The sequence below is a fragment of the Streptomyces sp. SAJ15 genome, assembly GCF_007595705.1.
In the GTDB taxonomy this organism is placed as follows: domain Bacteria; phylum Actinomycetota; class Actinomycetes; order Streptomycetales; family Streptomycetaceae; genus Streptomyces.
In genome coordinates, this window is record NZ_NISY01000005.1 from 305,448 (window position 1) to 324,204 (window position 18,757).

General features: G+C 76.9%; 3 protein-coding genes. All 3 read right to left on the reverse strand.

Annotation, left to right across the window (positions count from 1 at the left end; genetic code table 11):
• Positions 1 to 112: 112 nt before the first annotated feature.
• From CD790_RS16530 to CD790_RS35240, 3 genes are read right to left on the reverse strand one after another with little or no spacing between them, the layout of a single operon-like run.
• Positions 113 to 6,040: a type I polyketide synthase gene (locus CD790_RS16530; RefSeq protein WP_144383991.1), complete on the reverse strand. Its 5,928-nt coding sequence runs from the start codon at positions 6,038 to 6,040 to the stop codon at positions 113 to 115.
• A gap of 25 nt (positions 6,041 to 6,065) precedes the next feature.
• On the reverse strand, positions 6,066 to 12,692 hold the full coding sequence (locus tag CD790_RS16535) for an SDR family NAD(P)-dependent oxidoreductase (protein WP_399217689.1): 6,627 nt from the start codon (positions 12,690 to 12,692) through the stop codon (positions 6,066 to 6,068).
• Between the two features lie 3 nt (positions 12,693 to 12,695).
• Complete coding sequence (locus tag CD790_RS35240; protein ID WP_222108255.1) at positions 12,696 to 18,713, reverse strand: type I polyketide synthase; 6,018 nt, start codon at positions 18,711 to 18,713, stop codon at positions 12,696 to 12,698.
• Positions 18,714 to 18,757: the final 44 nt, after the last annotated feature.

The following is an 18,757-nucleotide window of genomic DNA, read 5'->3' on the forward strand; positions in this document are numbered from 1 at the left end:
TGAGGTGCGCTGAGTGCCTGAGGTGCGCTGAGTGCCTGAGGTGCGCTGGGTACCTGGGGTGGACTGACTGCCTGGGGTGCTGTGCCGGACGCGCTGCCGGTCCCGCTCGCGGTCACGAGATGCCGAGCTCCTTCTCGATGAAGTCGAAGACCTCGTCGTCCGCCGCCGCGTCCAGATCACCGCCGGTGAGCGACGGGGCGTCGTCGCCCGCGGTGCCCTGCCGCTCCGCCCACTGCGCGGCGACGGCCCGCAGCCGGGTGCTGATCCGGGCGTGGTCGGGGTGGTCGGCGGCGACGCCGGAGAGCACGGTCTCCAGGAGGTCCAGCTGTTCCAGGACGGGGCTCGCGGCCGGCTGCCCGTCCCGTGGCAGGCTCGCCCCCAACCGGGCGGCGAGAGCGGTGGAGTTCGGGTAGTCGAAGATCAGCGTGGCGGGGAGCCGCAGACCGGTGGCCGCGGTCAGCCGGTTGCGCAGCTCGACGGCGGTCAGGGAGTCGAAGCCGAGCTCCTCGAAGGCCCGGTCGGCGGGGATCTCCGCCGCCGTGCCGTGGCCCAGCACCTGGGCGACGTGGGTGCGCACGAGCTCCAGCAGCGCCTGGTCGCGCTCGGCCGGGGACAGCCCGGCCAGCCGCGCCGCCAGCGCGGCCGCGGAGTCCGCCGGGGCGGCCCCGCGCGGGGCGACGGACGCTCCGACGAGCCCCCGCAGCACCGGCGGCACGTCGTCGGGCGCGGTGCGCAGCGCCGCCAGACTGAGCCGGACGGGCAGCAGCAGCGGGCGGTCCTGGGCGAGCGCGGTGTCGAACAGGGCCAGGGCGTCCTCGCTGGACAGCGGCAACACACCGGAGCGGCGCATCCGCCGCAGCGCGGCCTCGTCCAGGGCGCCGGCGAGGCCGCCGTCCGCCTCCCACAGGCCCCAGGCCAGGGACAGCGCGGGCAGCCCGAGCGCCGCGCGGTGCTGCGCCAGGGCGTCCAGGAAGACGTTGGCCGCCGCGTAGTTGCCCTGTCCGGCGCCGCCCAGGGTCGCGGCCGCCGAGGAGAACAGCACGAAGACGGCGGTGTCGCCGGCGAGTTCGTGCAGGTGCCAGGCCGCGTCCGCCTTCGCCCGCAGCACGGCCTCGACGCGCTCCGGGGTGAGGCCCTCGATCACCGCGTCGTCCACCACCGCGGCGGCGTGCACGACCGCGGTCAGCGGGTGCTTCGCCGGCACCGACGCCAGCAGCCGGGCCAGCGCCGTCCGATCGCCCACATCGCAGGCGGCCACCGTGACATGGGCGCCCAGCGCGGTCAGTCCGGCCGCCAGCGCCTCGGCTCCGGCGGTGTCCGGTCCGCGCCGGCCGACCAGCAGCAGCCGTCGCACGCCGTGCTCCACGACCAGGTGGCGGGCGAGGGCGGAGCCGAGCGCGCCGGTGCCGCCGGTGATCAGGACGGTGCCCTCGGGGTCGAGCGCGGTGGGCGTGGACCGCGTGGCCGGGCGGGTCTGCTTGAGCCGGGGCACCAGCAGCCGGTGGCCGCGCAGGGCGAGTTGCGGCTCGTCCCCGGCCGCCGCCGCCAGCAGGGCGGGGAGTACGGGGTCGCCGGCGCCGCGGTCCGCGGCGAGGCCGCGGGCGAGGTCCGTGTCGAGGTCCAGCAGCGCGAACCGGCCCGGGTGCTCCGCCTGTGCGGCCCGCAGCAGCCCCCACAGCGGCGCCTGGGCGAGCTCCGGCAGTCCCTCGTCCGGACCGGTGGCCACCGCGCCCCGGGTCACCACCACCAGCCGGGAGGCGGCGAAGCGCGCGTCGGCCAGCCACGACCGCAGGACGGTCAGCGTGTCGTCCACCGCGCGGCGCACGGACTCCGGCATCGACCGCGCCGCGTCGGCGACATCGGCGCCGTCTGCGCCGTGGGTGCCGTGGGTGCCGTCGGCGCCTTCAGCGGGGCCGTGCGGAGTGCCCGGCCGGGTCAGGAAGACCACCTCGGGTACGGGGGCGCCGGCGGAGACCGCCTCGACGAGTGCCGTCAGGTCCGGGTAGCCGACCGGCCGGGGGCCGCCGGCATCGGCGACCGCCGCGCCGGGCGCCGGCATCGTGGCCGACCCGCCGAGGACGGCCCAGGCGGCGCCCGCGGCGGCCGAGGCCGGCGGGGCCGGCGTCGGCGCGGGCGTCCATTCCGGGTGGAAGAGCGCGTCCTGCCGGGCGCGGCCGGCGGCGCGCAGCTGCTCCAGGGAGACGGGCCGGGCCCGCAGCCGCTCCACGGCCGCGACCGGTGTCCCGGTGGCGTCGGCGACCAGCAGCGACGTGCCCTCGGGCCCGGCCGGTGAGACGCGCACCCGCAGGGCGGCGGCCCCGCCCCCGTGGAGCGAGACGCCGCTCCAGGAGAACGGCAGCCGGACCGTGTCGCCGGTGTTGCCGACGAGGCCGGCGTGCAGCGCAGCGTCCAGGAGCGCGGGGTGCACCCCGTACGCCCCGGCCTGCCGCCGCTCCGGTTCGGGCAGGGCGACCTCGGCGTAGACGTCGTCGCCGGAGCGCCACAGGGCCCGCAGGCCGCGGAAGGAGGGACCGTAGTCGAAGCCGTGGTCGGCGACGGTGGCGTAGAAGTCGTCGATGTCCACCGGCTGCGCCTCCGGTGGCGGCCAGGGGCCGCCCAGGTCGGCCGAGGCCGGCTGGCCACCGGGGGCCAGCACCCCGCTGGCGTGCCGGGTCCAGGCCCGCTCGGCGGCCGCGGTGTCGGCCGAGTCGGCGCGGGAGTGGAGGCTGACGGGCCGTCGACCGGAGGGGTCGGGCGCGCCGACGGTCAACTGCACCTGGACGCCGCCGCGCTCCGGGAGGATGAGCGGCGCCTCCTGGGTGAGCTCCTCCACGGTGCCGCAGCCCAGCCGCTGGCCGGCGCGCAGGGCGAGCTCCAGGTAGGCGGTGCCGGGGACCACCACGGCGCCCAGCACCACATGGTCGGCGAGCCAGGGGTGGGCGGCCGCCGACAGCCGGCCGGTGAGGACCAGGCCGTCCCCGTCCGCCAGGGAGACGGCGGCACCCAGCAGCGGATGGTCGGCGGTGTCCAGGCCCAGCCCGGCGGCGTCGGCCGGGCCGCCGCCCGTCGAGGCCAGCCAGTGTCGCCGGCGCTGGAAGGCGTACGTGGGCAGGTCCAGCCGCTCCCCGGCCGCGCCCCAGTCGGTCAGCAGCGCCCGCCAGTCCACCGCGACGCCCCGGACGTGGGCCCGGGCCACCGCCGCGAGCATGGACTCCGACTCGGGTCGGTCGCGGTGGAGCAGCGGCACGGCCACGGCGGGCGCGGGGCCGTTCGCGGCGAACGCGGCCTCGGTGGAGGGGTCGGGCGCGGTCGCCAGGCGGTCCAGCCCGTCCTGCGCCATGGTCGACAGCACGCCGTCGGGGCCCAGTTCCAGGAAGGTGGTCACGCCCTGGCGGGCCAGGTGCGCGACGCCGTCGTGGAAGCGCACCGTCTCCCGCACGTGCCGGACCCAGTACTCCGGCGAGCACACCTGGTCGACGGTGACCGGCAGGCCGGTGAGGTCCGAGATGAGCGGAAGGGTGGGCTCGTGGAGCGACACACCGTCCAGGACGGCGCGGAACTCCTCCAGCATGTCGTCCATGCGCGGGGAGTGGAAGGCGTGGCTGACCTGGAGCCGCTTGGTGCGCCGGCCCTCGGCGTGCAGGCGCGCGGTGATGCCGAGCACGGCGTCCTCGGCCCCGGAGACCACCACGGACTCCGGGCCGTTGACGGCGGCGATGCTGGCGAGGTGCTCCTGGCCCCTGAGCAGCGAGAGGATCTCCTCCTCGTCGGCCTGCACGGACACCATCAGCCCGCCGGGCGGCAGCGCCTGCATCAGCCGGCCCCGCGCCGCGACCACCGTCACGGCGTCCTCCAGGGAGAACACCCCGGCGATGTGCGCGGCGGCCAACTCGCCGACCGAGTGGCCCAGGACGAAGTCCGGGCGCAGCCCCCACGAGGCGACGAGCCGGAACAGCGCCACTTCCAGGGCGAACAGCCCGGCCTGGGTGAAGGCGGTGTCGTGGAGCAGCCGGGCCGGCGGCTCGCCCGCGTCCGCGAACAGGATCTCCCGCACCGAGCGGCCCAGCCGCGCGGAGAGCCGCTCCGACACCTCGTCCAACGCCCGCGCGAAGACCGGGAAGCGGGTGTGGAGCTCCCGGCCGGCACCGGCGCGCTGCGCTCCCTGGCCGGTGAAGAGGAACGCCGTGCCGCCGCGCGCGGGCGCGTCGTCGACCAGGACGTGGGGCGCGGCCGCGCCGCTCCGTAACGCCTCCAACCCGGCGAGGAGTTCGTCGCGCCCGGCGCCGAGGACGACGGCGCGGTGCTCCAGCGCCGCCCGCGAGGTGGCCAGGGACCAGCCGACGTCCGCCGGGCGCCACTCGGGGTGCGCACCGACGGCGTCGCCCAGCCGTGCGGCCTGGGCGCGCAGCGCCTCGGCGCCGCGCGCGGAGACCAGCCACGGGAGGACCGCCGGGGGCCGCGACGGCCTGACGCCACCGGGGGTGTCGGCGTCCCCGGCGGTGTCGACACCGGGAGTGTCGGGGTCACCGGAGGTGTCGGGGTCGTGCGGCGGGCCGGTGTCGGGGCGCGCGCCGGCCTCCCGGCCCGCGCCGGATCCGGTGCCCGCGGCCGGCACCGGCCGCGGCTCCGGCTCGGACTCCGACTCCGCTTCCTCGACGGCCTGTTCCAGGATCACATGGGCGTTGGTGCCGCTGATGCCGAAGGAGGAGACCGCGGCGCGGCGCACGCGTCCCGTCTCCGGCCACGGCCTGCGCGCGGTGAGCAGCGCCACCCCGCCGCCGGCCCAGTCGGCGTGCGGCGTGGGCTCCTCGACGTGCAGGGTGGCGGGCAGCTCCCCGTGGCGCAGCGCCAGCACCATCTTGATCACACCGGCGGCGCCGGCGGCGAGCTGGGTGTGGCCGATGTTGGACTTCACCGAGCCCAGCCACAGCGGCCGGTCCGCGGGCCGGTCCCGGCCGTAGGTGGCCAACAGGGCCCGCGCCTCGATGGGGTCGCCGAGGGTGGTGCCGGTGCCGTGCGCCTCCACGGCGTCGACCTGGTCCGCCGCCAGCCGCGCGTCGGCCAGCGCCTCGCGGATCACCCGCCGCTGGGCGGAGCCGCTGGGCGCGGTCAGCCCGTTCGAGGCGCCGTCCTGGTTGACCGCGGAGCCGCGGACGACGGCGAGCACCGGATGGCCGTTCCGCCGGGCGTCCGAGAGCCGCTCCACCAGCAGCATGCCGGCCCCCTCACCCCAGCCGGTGCCGTCGGCGCCGGCGGAGAACGCCTTGACGCGGCCGTCGGCGGCCAGCCCGCGCTGTCGGCTGAACTCCACGAACATGGTGGGGGCGCCCATCACCGCGGCCCCGCCGGCCAGCGCCAGCGAGCACTCGCCGCGGCGCAGCGACTGACAGGCGAGGTGCAGCGCCACCAGGGACGAGGAGCACGCCGTGTCGATGGTGATGGCGGGGCCCTCGAGCCCGAAGGTGTAGGCCAGCCGGCCGGAGGCGACGCTGACGGTGGTCCCGGTCAGCAGATAGCCCTCGGCGCCCTCGGCCGCCTGGTGGTGGCCGCTCCCGTAGCCGAGCGGCGAGGCGGCGACGAAGACGCCGGTCCGGCTGCCGCGCAGCGTCTCCGGGTCGATCCCGGCGCGCTCGAACGTCTCCCAACCGGTCTCCAGCAGCAGCCGCTGCTGCGGGTCCATGGCGAGGGCCTCGCGCGGACTGATGCCGAAGAACCCGGCGTCGAACCGGTCGGCGTCGTGGACGAAGTAGCCGTGTCGGGCGTAGCTCTTGCCCGGCCGGTCCGGGTCGGGGTCGAAGAGGCCGTCCAGGTCCCAGCCGCGGTCCTCGGGGAACTCCGAGACCGTGTCGGTGCCGGCCGACAGCAGCCGCCAGAACTCCTCCGGCGAGCGCGCTTCTCCGGGGAAGCGGCAGGCCATGGCCACGATCGCGATCGGTTCCCGCTGCGCCTCGGTGAGCTTGCGGTTCTGCTGCTTCAGCCGCTGGTTCTCCTTCAGTGACGTCCGCAGCGCTTCAAGGACCTTCTCCTGTGATGCCGTCATCGTCGTCTCCGCACTCCGAACGCGATCAGAGGTCTGTGCCGTCGAGCGCCATGCTGACCAGGTCGTCGGCGTCCATGGCGTCGATGGAGTCCGCCGGGTCCGCCGCCGCGGCGCCGTCGTCCGCCGGCCCCGACGCGCCGTCGTATCCGGCGAGTTCGAGCAGCGCGTCGGCGAGTCCCGCCTCGCGCAGCCGGGACAGCGGGATGGTGGCGAGCGCGGCGCGGATCTCCGCCTCCACGGACGCCTCCCGCGCGGCCAGCGCGGCCTCCTGCCCGGTGTCGGGGATCAGTTGGGCCCGTAGCTCCTCGGCCAGGGCGGCGGGGGTGGGATGGTCGAAGACCAGGGTGGCCGGGAGCCGCAGCCCGGTGGCGGCGCCCAGCCGGTTGCGCAGCTCCACCGAGGTCAGCGAGTCGAAGCCGAGCTGCTTGAACGGCTGGCCCGGCTGGACCGCCTCCGGGGAGGCGTGCCCCAGCACCGTCGCGGTGTGCTCCCGGACGAGGGCCAGCAGCGCCCGGCCGCGCTCGACGGCCGGCAGCGCGGCCAGTCGACGGGCGAGGGCCTCGGCGCCCCGGGGGTCGGCCGAGTGCTCCACGGTGCGTCGCGCGGGCGCGCCGGCGAGTCCGCGGAGCAGCGGGGGGATGCCGGTGTGCGCGGCGGAGGCGCGGAGCGCCGCGACGTCCAGGCCCATCGCCACCAGCAGCGGCTGGTCCGCGGTGCGCAGGGCGGCGCCGAACAGCTCCAGTCCGTCCGCGTCGGACAGCGGGGTCACCCCGGACCTGCGCATCCGGTCCCTGGCGGTCTCGTCCAGGTGCCCGGTCATGCCGCTGGCCCGCGCCCACAGCCCCCAGGCCAGGGACAGCCCGGGCAGCCCCGCGGCCCGCCGGGCGTGCGCGAGCGCGTCCAGGAAGGCGTTGGCGGCCGCGTAGTTGCCCTGTCCGGCGCCGCCGAGGGTGGCGGCGGAGGAGGAGAAGAGGACGAAGGCGGCCAGGTCGGCGTCGCGGGTCAGCTCATGGAGGTTCCAGGCCGCCTGGATCTTGGGGCGCGCCACCGCGTCCACCTGTTCGGCGGTGAGCGAGCCGATCACGCTGTCGCGCAGCACGCCCGCGGCGTGCACGACGCCGGTGAGCGGGTGCTCCGGCTCGATGGCGGCGAGCACCCCGGCCAGGGCGTCCCGGTCGGCGGCGTCACAGGCGGCCACGGTCACCCGGGCGCCGAGCGCGGTCAGTTCGGCGTCGAGTTCGGCGGCGCCCTCGGCCGCCGGGCCCTGCCGGGAGAGCAGCAGCAGCCGTCGTACGCCGTGCTCCGCGACCAGGTGGCGGGCGACCAGGCCGCCCAGCACCCCGGTGCCGCCGGTGATCAGCACGGTGCCCTCGGGGTCCAGGGCGCGCGGCATGGTGAGCACCACCTTGCCGATGTGCCGGGCCTGGCTCATGAACCGGAAGGCGTCCAGACCCCGGCGTACGTCCCAGGTGGTCGCCGGCAGCGGCCGCAGCACCCCGCGCTCGAAGAGCGCCATCAGCTCGGCCAGCATCTCGCCGATCCGCTCGGGTCCGGCCTCGATCAGGTCGAACCACCGGTAGCCGACCCCCGGATGGGCGGCGGCGACCGCGTCGGCGTCCCGGATGTCGGTCTTGCCCATCTCCACGAACCGGCCGCCGTCGCGCAGCAGCCGCAGGGACGCGTCGACGTACTCGTGGGCCAGGGAGTTCAGGACGACGTCCAGGCCCCGGCCGGCGGTGGCGGCGCGGAAGGCGTCCTCGAACTCCAGGGAGCGGGAGGAGGCGATGCGGGCGTCCTCGATCCCCTGGGCGCGCAGCGCGTCCCACTTGGCGGGGCTCGCCGTGGTGAACACCTCCGCCCCCAGGTGCCGGGCGAGCTGGACCGCGGCGATGCCGACGCCGCCGGTGGCCGCGTGGATCAGCACCGACTCTCCGGGGCGGACGTCCGCGAGGTCCACCAGGCCGTAGTAGGCGGTGAGGAAGGCGATCGGGACGGTGGCGGCCTCGGTGTAGGTCCAGCCCTCGGGCATCCTGGCGACGAGTCGCCGGTCGACGGCCGCGACCGGTCCGAAGCAGCCGGGCACCATGCCCATGACCCGGTCGCCGGGCGCCAGGTCGGTGACGTCCGGGGCGGTCTCCAGCACCACACCGGCCGCCTCGCCGCCCATGACGTCCTGGTCGACCATGCCGAGGCCGAGGAGCACATCGCGGAAGTTCATCCCGGCGGCGTGCACGGCGACCCGCACATGCCCCGGCTTCAGCGGCGCCGTCGCCTCGGGGCTCGGCAGCAGGGCCAGGTTCTCCAGGGTGCCCTTGGCGGTGACGTCCAGCCGCCAGCCGGGCTCGCGCGGCGGTCGCAGGGCGTGGCCGGCGTCGGCCCGCGCGAGCCGCGGCACCAGCACCTGCCCCGCGCGCAGCGCGAGTTGCGGCTCGCCGCTCGCCAGGGCGTACGACAGCGGCTCGGGCGCGGCGGCCGCGCCGTCGACGTCCAGCAGCACCAGCCGCCCGGGGTGCTCGGTCTGCGCGGAGCGGACCAGCCCCCACACCGGGGCGTGCGCCAGGTCCCGTACGGACTCGCCGGGGGCGGCGGCCACGGCGCCGCGGGTGAGGACCACCAGTCGGGTGGCCGCGAGCCGTTCGTCGGCCAGCCACTCCCGCAGCAGCGCCAGCGCGCGGTGGGTGACCGCGCGGGCGGCCTCGGCGGGGTCGGTCGACGGAAGGTCGATCCCGGGTTCGTCGGTCCCCGGATCCGGGGTCCGGGGTTCGCCGGCGAAGGTCACGAACACCGCGTCCGGCGCGGCCTCACCGGCGGTGAGCGCCGCGGTCAGCGCGGCCGGGTCGGCGTAGTGGTCCAGGATGGTCCCCGCGGTGGCCCGCGGGGCGGCCGTCCGGTCAGGGCCGAGCACGGCCCAACGGGCGGGGGCGGGCTCCGTGGCCGGGAGCGGCAGCGGGGTCCAGTCCACCCGGAGCAGCGGATCGCGGGGGCCGCCGTCGGCGTCCCGCAGTCGCTCCGCCGAGATCGGGCGGCTCACCAGCGACTCCACCGTGGCCACCGGTGCCCCGGTCGCGTCCGCCACCGCCAGGGACACCCCGTCGGGACCGGCGGGCGCCAACCGGACCCGGAGCGCGGTGGCGCCGGTGGCGTGCACCGCCACCCCGGCCCAGGAGAACGGCAGCCGCACCGTCCCGCTGGAGTCCGGGGACGGCTCGGGGGCCGGCGCCGTGCCGGGGCCCGAGCCCGTCGTCCGGGTCGCGGCGGCGAGGTGCAGGGCCGCGTCCAGCAGCGCCGGGTGAAGGGCGAACTCCGCGGCGGCCGCGTGCTGTGCGGGCGCCAGCCGCACCTCCGCGAAGAGCTCGTCCCCGCGCCGCCAGGCCGCCCGCAGCCCCTGGAAGGCCGGGCCGTACTCGAGCCCCTCGGCGGCGAGTCGCTCGTAGACGCCGTCGAGCGCCACCGGCTCCGCCCCGGGGGGCGGCCAGGCCGTCGACTCCCCGCCGGCCGCGAGGTCGCCGGTGGTCAGGAAACCGGTCGCGTGGCAGGTCCACGGGGTCGCGTCGGCGGCGTCCGCGGCCCGGGAGTGCAGGCTCAGCGCCCGCCGTCCGCCCTCGTCCGGGGCGCCGACCGCCAGTTGGAGGTGGACACCGCCCCGCTCCGGCAGGACCAGCGGCGCCTGGAGCGTCAGCTCGTCCAGCACCGTGCAGCCGACCTCGTCACCGGCCCGCACGGCGAGCTCCACCAGCGCGGCCCCGGGCACCACCACCGTGCCCCACACCGCGTGGTCGGCCAGCCACGGCTGCGACTCCACCGACAGCCGGCCGGTGAGCAGCAGCCCGTCGTCGCCGGCGAGCGGCACCGCGGCGCCGAGCAGCGGATGGCCGGTGGCGCGCTGCCCGACCGCGCCCACGTCGCCGGTGGTCGCCGGCGCGTCCAGCCAGAAGCGACGGCGCTGGAAGGCGTACGTGGGCAGTTCCACCCGTCGCGCTCCCGCGAAGGCCCGCTCCCAGGCGATCGGCACGCCCAGCGCGTACGCCTCGGCCAGGGAGGTGAGGAAGCGCTCCGGGCCGCCCTCGTCGCGGCGCAGCGAGCCGACGGCGGCGGCGTCCTCGATGGCCATGGTCAGCACCGGGTGCGGGCTGGCCTCGACGAAGACGCCGAGGCCGTCGGCGACCGCCGCCCGCACGGCGGCGTCGAAGCGGACGGTGTGGCGGAGGTTCCGGTACCAGTAGGCGGCGTCGAGCTCGGCGGTGTCCAGCAGGCCGCCGGTCACCGTCGAGTAGAACGGCACACCCGCGGCGCGCGGGGCGATGGTCGCCAGGTCGGCTCTCAGCACCTCCTGGAGGCGGTCCACATGGGCGGAGTGCGAGGCGTAGTCCACCGGGATGCGCCGGGCGCGCTCGTCCCGCTCCTCGCACTCGGCGAGCAGCTCGTCCAGCGCCGCCGGGTCCCCGGAGACCACCGTGGCGGACGGACCGTTGACGGCGGCGACGGAGAGCCGGTCGCCCCAGCGCGCGAGCCGCTCGCGCACGATCTCGGAGGGCAGGGCCACGGACACCATGCCGCCCGCGCCGGAGAGCGCCAGCAGCGCCCTGCTGCGGAGGGCGACGACCTTCGCGCCGTCCTCCAGCGACAGCGCGCCCGCCACACAGGCCGCGGCGATCTCGCCCTGTGAGTGGCCGATGACCGCGGCCGGCTCCACCCCGTACGCACGCCACAACTCCGCCAGGGACACCATCACGGCCCACAGCGCGGGCTGGACGACATCCACCCGGTCGTACGAGGGCGCGCCGTCCGCGCCGCGCAGCACCTCCTCCAAGGACCAGTCCACGTACGGCGCCAACGCCTCACCACACGCCGTGATCCGCTCCCGGAACACCGTCGAGGAGTCCAGCAACTCCACCGCCATACCCGCCCACTGCGAGCCCTGACCCGGGAAGACGAACACCGCGCCGCCGCGGCCGGCGGCGTGTCCCGTCACCACGCCGGGCGCCACGCCCGTCCCGGGGTCTCCGGCGAGGCTCTCCAGGCCCCGGAGGAGCGTTTCGCGGTCCGCGCCGACGACGACGGCGCGGTGCTCCAGCGGTGAGCGGCCGGTGGCGAGGGACCAGCCCACATCGGCCGGCCGCCACTCCGGATGCCCGACCACCGCCTCCCGCAACCGCTCGGCCTGCGCCCGCAACGCCTCCGCCGACCGCGCCGACACCACCCACGGCACCACACCCGACACCCCGACGGACCCGGGCGACTCGGTCGCCGCCTCCCGCTCCGGGGCCTCCTCCAATACCACATGCGCGTTGGTGCCACTCACCCCGAACGACGACACCGCCGACCGCCGCGGACGACCCGTCTCCGGCCACACCCGCTCCTCGGTCAGCAACTCCACCCCACCCACCGACCAGTCCACATGCGGCGTCGGCTCATCCACATGCAACGTCCGCGGCAACACCCCATGCCGCATCGCCAACACCATCTTGATCACACCCGCCACACCCGCCGCCGCCTGCGTGTGACCGAGATTCGACTTCAGCGAGCCCAGCCACAGCGGCCGGTCGGCCGGCCGTCCCCGACCGTACGTGGCCAGCAACGCCTGGGCCTCGATCGGATCGCCGAGCTTCGTCCCGGTCCCGTGCGCCTCCACGGCGTCGACGAGGTCGGCCGACAGGCCGGCGTCGGCGAGGGCCCGGCGGATGACGCGCTGCTGGGAGGGGCCGTTGGGGGCGGAGAGGGCGCTGCTCGCGCCGTCCTGGTTGACGGCGGAGCCGCGGATCACCGCGAGCACCCGGTGGCCGTTGCGGCGGGCGTCGGAGAGCCGCTCCAACAGCAGCATGCCGACGCCCTCGCCCCAGGCCGTGCCGTCGGCCGCCGCGGCGAAGGACTTGCAGCGACCGTCCGGGGCGAGGCCGCGCTGCCGGCTGAACTCGATGAGGCTCCCGGGGGTGACCATCACGGTGACGCCGCCGGCCAGGGCCAGGGTGCAGTCGCCGCGGCGCAGCGCCTGCGCCGCCAGGTGCACGGCGACCAGCGAGGAGGAGCAGGCCGTGTCCACCGTGACGGCGGGGCCCTCCAGTCCCAGGGTGTAGGCGATGCGCCCGGAGGCGACGCTGCCGGAGTTCCCGCTGCCCAGGAAGGCGGCGACGGCCTCGTCCACCTCCGTGAGCCGGGCGGCGTACTCGTGGTACATGAGGCCGGCGTAGACGCCGACCGGGGCGCCGCGGACGCTCGCCGGGGCGACCCCGGCCCGCTCCAGAGCCTCCCAGGCGGCCTCCATCAGCAGCCGCTGCTGGGGGTCCATGGCCAGCGCCTCGCGCGGGCTGATGTCGAAGAGCGCGGGGTCGAACCGGTCCGCCCCGTCGATGAAGCCGCCGGTGCGCACATAGGAGGTGCCCGGCCGGGTGGCGTCGGGGTCGTAGAAGTCCTCGACGCGCCAGCCGCGGTCCGCGGGCGGCTCGCCGATCGCGTCCTCGCCCGCGATCGCCAGCCGCCACAGCGCCTCCGGCGTGTCCACGCCGCCCGGCAGCCGGCAGCTCATGCCGATGATCGCGATGGGTTCGCGCTCGGCCTCCTCCAACTCCCGCACGCGGCGGCGCGCCTCGGTGAGTTCGGCGGTCGCCCACCGGAGGTGGTCGCGCAGCCTGTCTTCGTTTGCCACTTGAGCCAGCTCCTAAAGCCCGTGCGGATTCGCCGGTGTACCGGGGTCGGCGCCGCGGAGCCCTTCGAGTACCGCGAAGAGCTCGTCGTCGGTCGCCGACGCCAGGTCGTGTGGTGCGGTCTCGCTCCCGCCGCCGGGGCCCTCGTCACCCCATCGGGACAGCAGGTCGCGCAGGCGCAGGCCGATCGCCGTCCTGGCGTCGCCGTCGCCGGCGAAGGGCGCGAGGAACTCCTCCAGCCGGTCGAGCTCCTCGAGCGCGGGGCCCACCTCGACGGTGTCGTCGGCGGCGAACTCCCGGCGCAGATGGCCGGCGAGGGCGGCGGCGGTGGGGTGGTCGAAGATCAGCGTGGCGGACAGCGACAGCCCGGTCGCGGTCTCCAGCGCGTCGCGGAGCTCGAGGTCGGTGAGCGAGTCGAAGCCGAGGTCCACGAATCCCCGGTCCGGCTCGATGTCGGCGGGCCTGAGCTGCCGCAGCACGGCCGCCGCGTGGGTGCGTACGAGGTCGAGCAGGACGCGCTCGCTCTCGGTCTCGTTCAGGGTCGCCAGCCGGCGGCGCAGCACGGCCGCGGGGCCGGTGTCGGAGCCGGTCGCGGCGCCGTTCCGGGGCGCGGTCGCGGCCCGGCTCCCGGGCGTCCGGGACGGCGCCGGGCGGCCCTCCCGCGTGCCGAGCAGGTCCCGCAGCACGGCCGGGGTGGCGCCGGCGGCGCGGCCCGCCCCGGAACGCGGCCGCGCGGGGTCCAGATGGAGCGGGACGAGCGCCGGTTCGTCGAGCGAGCGACCGGCGTCGAACAGCGCCAGCGCCTCCTCCGTGGCCAGCGGCAGCACACCGCTCCGGGCCATCCTGGCCAGGTCGGCCTCGCCCAGTTTCGCGGTCAGGGCGCTGCGCTCCTCCCACAGCCCCCAGGCCAGCGACTGCGCCGGCAGGCCCTGGGCGCGGCGGCGCCGCGCCAGGGCGTCGAGGAAGGCGTTGGCGGCCGCGTAGTTGGCCTGGCCGGGCGCGCCGATGACGCCGGCGGCGGAGGAGAAGAGCACGAACGCCGACAGGTCGAGGTGGCGGGTGAGCTCGTGCAGCCGCCAGGCGGCGTCGGCCTTGGGCCGCAGTACGGGGTCGAACCGTTCCGGGGTGAGCGCCTCCAGCACGCCGTCGTCGACCGCTCCGGCCGCGTGGACCACGGCCGTCAGCGGATGCTCCGCGGGCACCTGGCCCAACAGCGCTTCGAGCGCGGGCGGGTCGGCGACGTCGCAGGCGGCCACCGTGGCTCGGGCACCGAGGGCCGCCAGCTCCGCCACCAGTTCCGCGGCCCCCGGCGCCCGCTCGCCCCGGCGGCTGGTGAGCAGCAGGTGCCGGGCGCCGCGCGCGGCCAGGTGCCGGGCGACGAGGGCGCCGAGCGTGCCGGTGCCACCGGTGATCAGGACGGTGCCCCGGGGGTCGCAGCCGAGCTCCGCGGGCGGGGTGGTCGCCGGGACGGGGGGTGAGGCGGGGGCCGGGTCGGGCCTCGTCACGGATGCCGGGGCGTCCGGGTGCCGCACCAGACGGGGCGCGAGCAGCCTCCCCTGACGCAGCGCCAACTGGGGCTCGTCCACCGCCAGCAGGCTCCGGAGCTGATCGTCCGAGGGGATCGCGGGGTCCGGGGTTGCCGGGTCCGGGGTTGCCGTATCCGAGGTTGCCGGGTCCGGGGATGCCGTATCCGGGGTTGCTGTGGCCGAGGTTGCTGTGGCCGAGGTTGCTGTGGCCGAGGTTGCTGAATCCGGGGACGCCGGGTCCAGGGATGCCGGGTCCAGGTCCAGGAGCGTGAACCGGTTCGGGTGCTCCGCCTGGGCGGTCCGGAGCAGGCCCCAGACCGCGGCGCCCGCCAGGTCAGGTCCGTCCGTGTCCGCGTCGCCGGCGGCGACCGCGCCGCGCGTCACGACCACGAGCCGCGAGCCGGCGAACCGGCGGTCCGCCAGCCAGTCCCGCAGCAGGCGCAGGGCACCCGCGGTGGCGGCGCGTACGGCCTCCGGGACGGCGAGCCGCTCCGGGCACGCGAGGGGGGCGACCACCACCTCCGGCACCGCCGCGCCCGCGTCGACGGCCGCCGCCAGCGCGGCCAGATCCGGGTGGGTGGGCACGGCGGAGCCCATCGCGTCGCCGACTCCGTCCCCGGCGCCCAGTCGCACCCACCGTTCGGCGGAAGGCGACTCGGTCGGCGTCGACACCGGCACCGGCACCGGCACCGGCACCCAGTCCAGGCGGAAGAGCGACGCGCCGCCTTCCTCGGGGACCGCCTCGACCGCGCGCACGGGCCGCAGCACGAGGCCGCGCACCGAGCCGAGCGGGGCGCCGATGGCGTCCGCGACGTCGATCGCCATGGCGTCGGGGCCGGTGGGGTTCAGCCGCACCCGTACCGCGGTGGTGGCGCCGGCAGCCCGCAGGGACACTCCGCGCCAGGAGAACGGCATGCGCGCGCCGGAGGCGGCCTCGGGCACGGCGACGGCGTACGCCTGCACGGCCGCGTCGAGCAGCGCCGGATGGACCGTGAACCGGCTGGCGTCGAGCTCCCGTTCCCGGTCCAGACGGACCTCCGCGAACACCTCGGCACCGCGGCGCCAGACCGACGTGAGGCCCCGGAAGGCCGGCCCGTAGCGGTATCCGCGCCGTGCGGCCCGCTCGTAGAGGTCGCCGATCGGGACCTCCTCCGCCCCCTTCGGCGGCCACACCATCAGATCGAAGGCGGGCGCCGGGGCGCCGGCGGTCAGCGTCCCGCTGGCGTGCCGGGTCCAGGATCGGTCGGGGCCGGCCGTCGGGTCGAGGACGGCGGCGAGTTCCGGTCCGGCGGTCGGGGCGTTGGCGTCGGCGGAGTCGGCGGAGTCGGCGGTCGCGGGGCGCGAGTAGAGGTGCACGCTGCGGCGGCCGGTGTCGTCGGCGGCGCCGACGGCCAGCCGGATCGAGACTCCGTCCGTCCGCCCGTCGTCCGCCGCGGGGATCTCCAGGGGGGCGTGCAGCGTGAGCTCCTCGACGCGGTCGCAGCCCACGCGAGCGGCCGCCCACAGGGCGAGTTCGACGCAGGCCGTGCCGGGCAGCAGCACCCGGTCCATGACCACGTGGTCGGCGAGCCACGGATGGGTGCGGGTCGACAGCCGGCCGGTGAACAGCAGCCCCCCGGAGTCGGGGAGTTCGACGGCGGCGCTCAGCAGCGGGTGGTCCGCGGCGCGGAGTCCGGAGGCGGCCAGGTCGCCGGAGGGGAGCGTGTCGTCGAGCCAGTAGCGCCGCCGCTGGAAGGGGTAGGTCGGCAGCTCGACGTCGGCCGCGCCCGCGACCGGGCCGAAGACCGCGGACCAGTCCACCGGCACCCCGGCGGCGTACAGCTCGGCCAGCGTGCGCAGGAACCGGTCCGGACCGCCGTCCGCGCGGTGCAGCGTGCCGACGGCCAGCGCCCTGCGATCGGCGTCGCCAACGACCCCCGCGATCGTCTCGACGACTGTCGGCTCGGGGCTGATCTCGATGAACACCGTGTGCCCGCGGCCGAGCAGCGCCCGTGCGGTGCTTTCCAGGCCCGCCTGAGGCCGGCGATCCCGGGACCGTCCGTCCCTGGATCGAGCCGTCTGGGACCGGGCGACCGGGGGCCCGTCGGGGGCGGCCTCGCGGCACCAGTACCGTGCGTCCAGTCCCGCGGTGTCGAGGGGGCGCACGACCATGTCGTCCGTCCCGGGCTCGGGGGTGTCCGCGGGCGCCGCGTCCGCCCCCGCCCCGGTCCGTTCGCCCGCGGCGGGGGACGACCCGGTGTGGGCAGTCGTGGCGTAGAACGGCACCTCGGCCGCGAGCGACTCGACCGTTTCCACGGGTTCGTCGGTCTCCGCGGCGGCGCCGCCGAAGGCGACCAGCCGCGCCCCGTCCTTCAGCGTCAGCGCTCCGGCGGCGCAGGCCGCGGCGATCTCGCCGGGGCCCGGCCCGTGGCTCACCACGGCGGCGGGTGCCAGCCCGTGGTGGCTCCACAGCTCGGCGAGCGAGACCAGCACCGCCCACCGTACGGCCCCGGCGACGTCCGGCCGGTCGGCGGCCGGAGCGCCCTCGGCGCCGCGCACCACGTCCCGCAGGGACCAGTCGACGAAGGAGGCCAGCGCGGCCTCGCACTCGGCCATGCGCCGGGCGAACTCGGGAGCGATGTCGAGCAGTTCGGCCGCGGCGCCGTCCCACCAGGGCGCCTGTCCGGGGAAGACGTGCACCACCCGGCCGTGGGCCGCCGCGGTGCCGCGCACCACCTCGGGACCGGGTTGCCCGGCGGCCAGCGCGGCGACGCCCGCCCGCAGCTCGGCACGGTCGGCGGCCACCAGCACCGCGCGGTGCTCGAAGGCGGTACGGGTGGTCGCGAGCGCCGCGCCGACCTCGGCCGCGGTGAGCTGCGGACGCGCCTCCAGATGGTTCCGCAGCCGCTCGGCCTGGGCGCGCAACGCCACCTCGGACTTGGCGGACAGCACCCACGGTACGAGGGTGCCGGCCCCTCCGGCGGCGCCGGGCGCGGCCTCCGCCGCCGGGGGCTCGGGGGCCTCTTCCAGGATGAGGTGGGCGTTGGTGCCGCTGACACCGAAGGAGGAGATCCCGGCCCGGCGTCGAGCCTCCCGCGCACCGACGTCGGCGCCCCCTCCGGTCCCGTTCCCCACCGCGGTCCCGTTGCCCGCTCCGGCCCCGTCGTCCCCCACGGTCCCGTGGCCCGCCGTGGTCCCGTTCGGGGCGGCGGGCTGGGGCCGCGGCCAGGGCCTGGCCTCGGTCAACAGGGCCGCCGCGCCAGCCGTCCAGTCCACGTGCGGGGTGGGTTCGTCGATGTGCAGGGTGCGCGGGAGCACCCCGTGGCGCAGCGCCATCACCATCTTGATCACGCCCGCCACCCCGGCCGCGGCCTGCGCGTGACCGATGTTGGACTTCACCGAGCCCAGCCACAGCGGCCGGTCGGCCGGCCGGCCCTGGCCGTAGGTGGCCAGCAGGGCCTGCGCCTCGATGGGGTCGCCGAGGGTGGTGCCGGTGCCGTGCGCCTCCACGGCGTCGACCTCTCCCGGGGTCAGACCGGCATGGGCCAGCGCCTGGCGGATGACCCGCTGCTGGGCCGGGCCGCTCGGGGCGGTGAGGCCACTGCTGGCGCCGTCCTGGTTGACCGCGCTGCCGCGGATCACCGCGAGCACCCGATGGCCGGCCCGGCGGGCGTCCGAAAGGCGCTCCAGCAGCAGCATGCCGACGCCCTCGCCCAGGCCGGTGCCGTCGGCGGCGGCGGAGAACGCCTTGCAGCGCGCGTTCCCGGCCAGGCCGCGCTGCCGGCTGAACTCGACCAGCGCCATGGGGGAGGCCATGACGGTCACCCCGCCCGCCAGCGCCATGGTGCAGTCCCCGTGGCGCAGCGACTGACAGGCCAGGTGCAGCGCCACCAGCGACGAGGAGCACGCGGTGTCCACGCTGACCGCCGGCCCTTCGAGGCCGAAGGTGTAGGCCACCCGGCCGGAGGCGACGCTGCCGGTGCTGCCGTTGCCGATGTAGCCCTCGAACTCCGGTGGCACCCGGCGCAGCCGGGAGGCGTAGTCCTGATAGATGACGCCCGCGAAGACGCCGGTCCGGGTGCCGGCCAGCGTCGCCGGGTCGATGCCCGCGCGCTCGACGGCCTCCCACGAGGTCTCCAGCAGCAGCCGCTGCTGCGGGTCCATGGCCAGCGCCTCGCGCGCGCTGATCCCGAAGAACGAGGCGTCGAACCGCGCGGCGTCGTGCAGGAATCCGCCCTCGCGCACGGTGCTGGTGCCGGGCCGTGCCGGGTCCGGGTGGTAGAGGTCCGGGTCCCAGCCGCGGTCGGCGGGGAACTCCGAGATGGCGTCCGTCCCGGATGCCACCAGCTGCCACAGCTCCTCGGGGGAGGTGACGCCGCCGGGGAACCGGCACGCCATGCCCACCACCGCGATCGGCTCCCGGGTCCCCGCCTCGACCTCGTGCAGCCGCTGCCGGGTCCGGCGCAGGTCGACGGTCAGCCGCTTGAGGTAGTCGAGGACCTTCTCGTCACTCGCCGTCGTCGTCATCACCCAAGTCCCTTCTGTGCTGCGGTCTTCCGGATGCGGCGGCG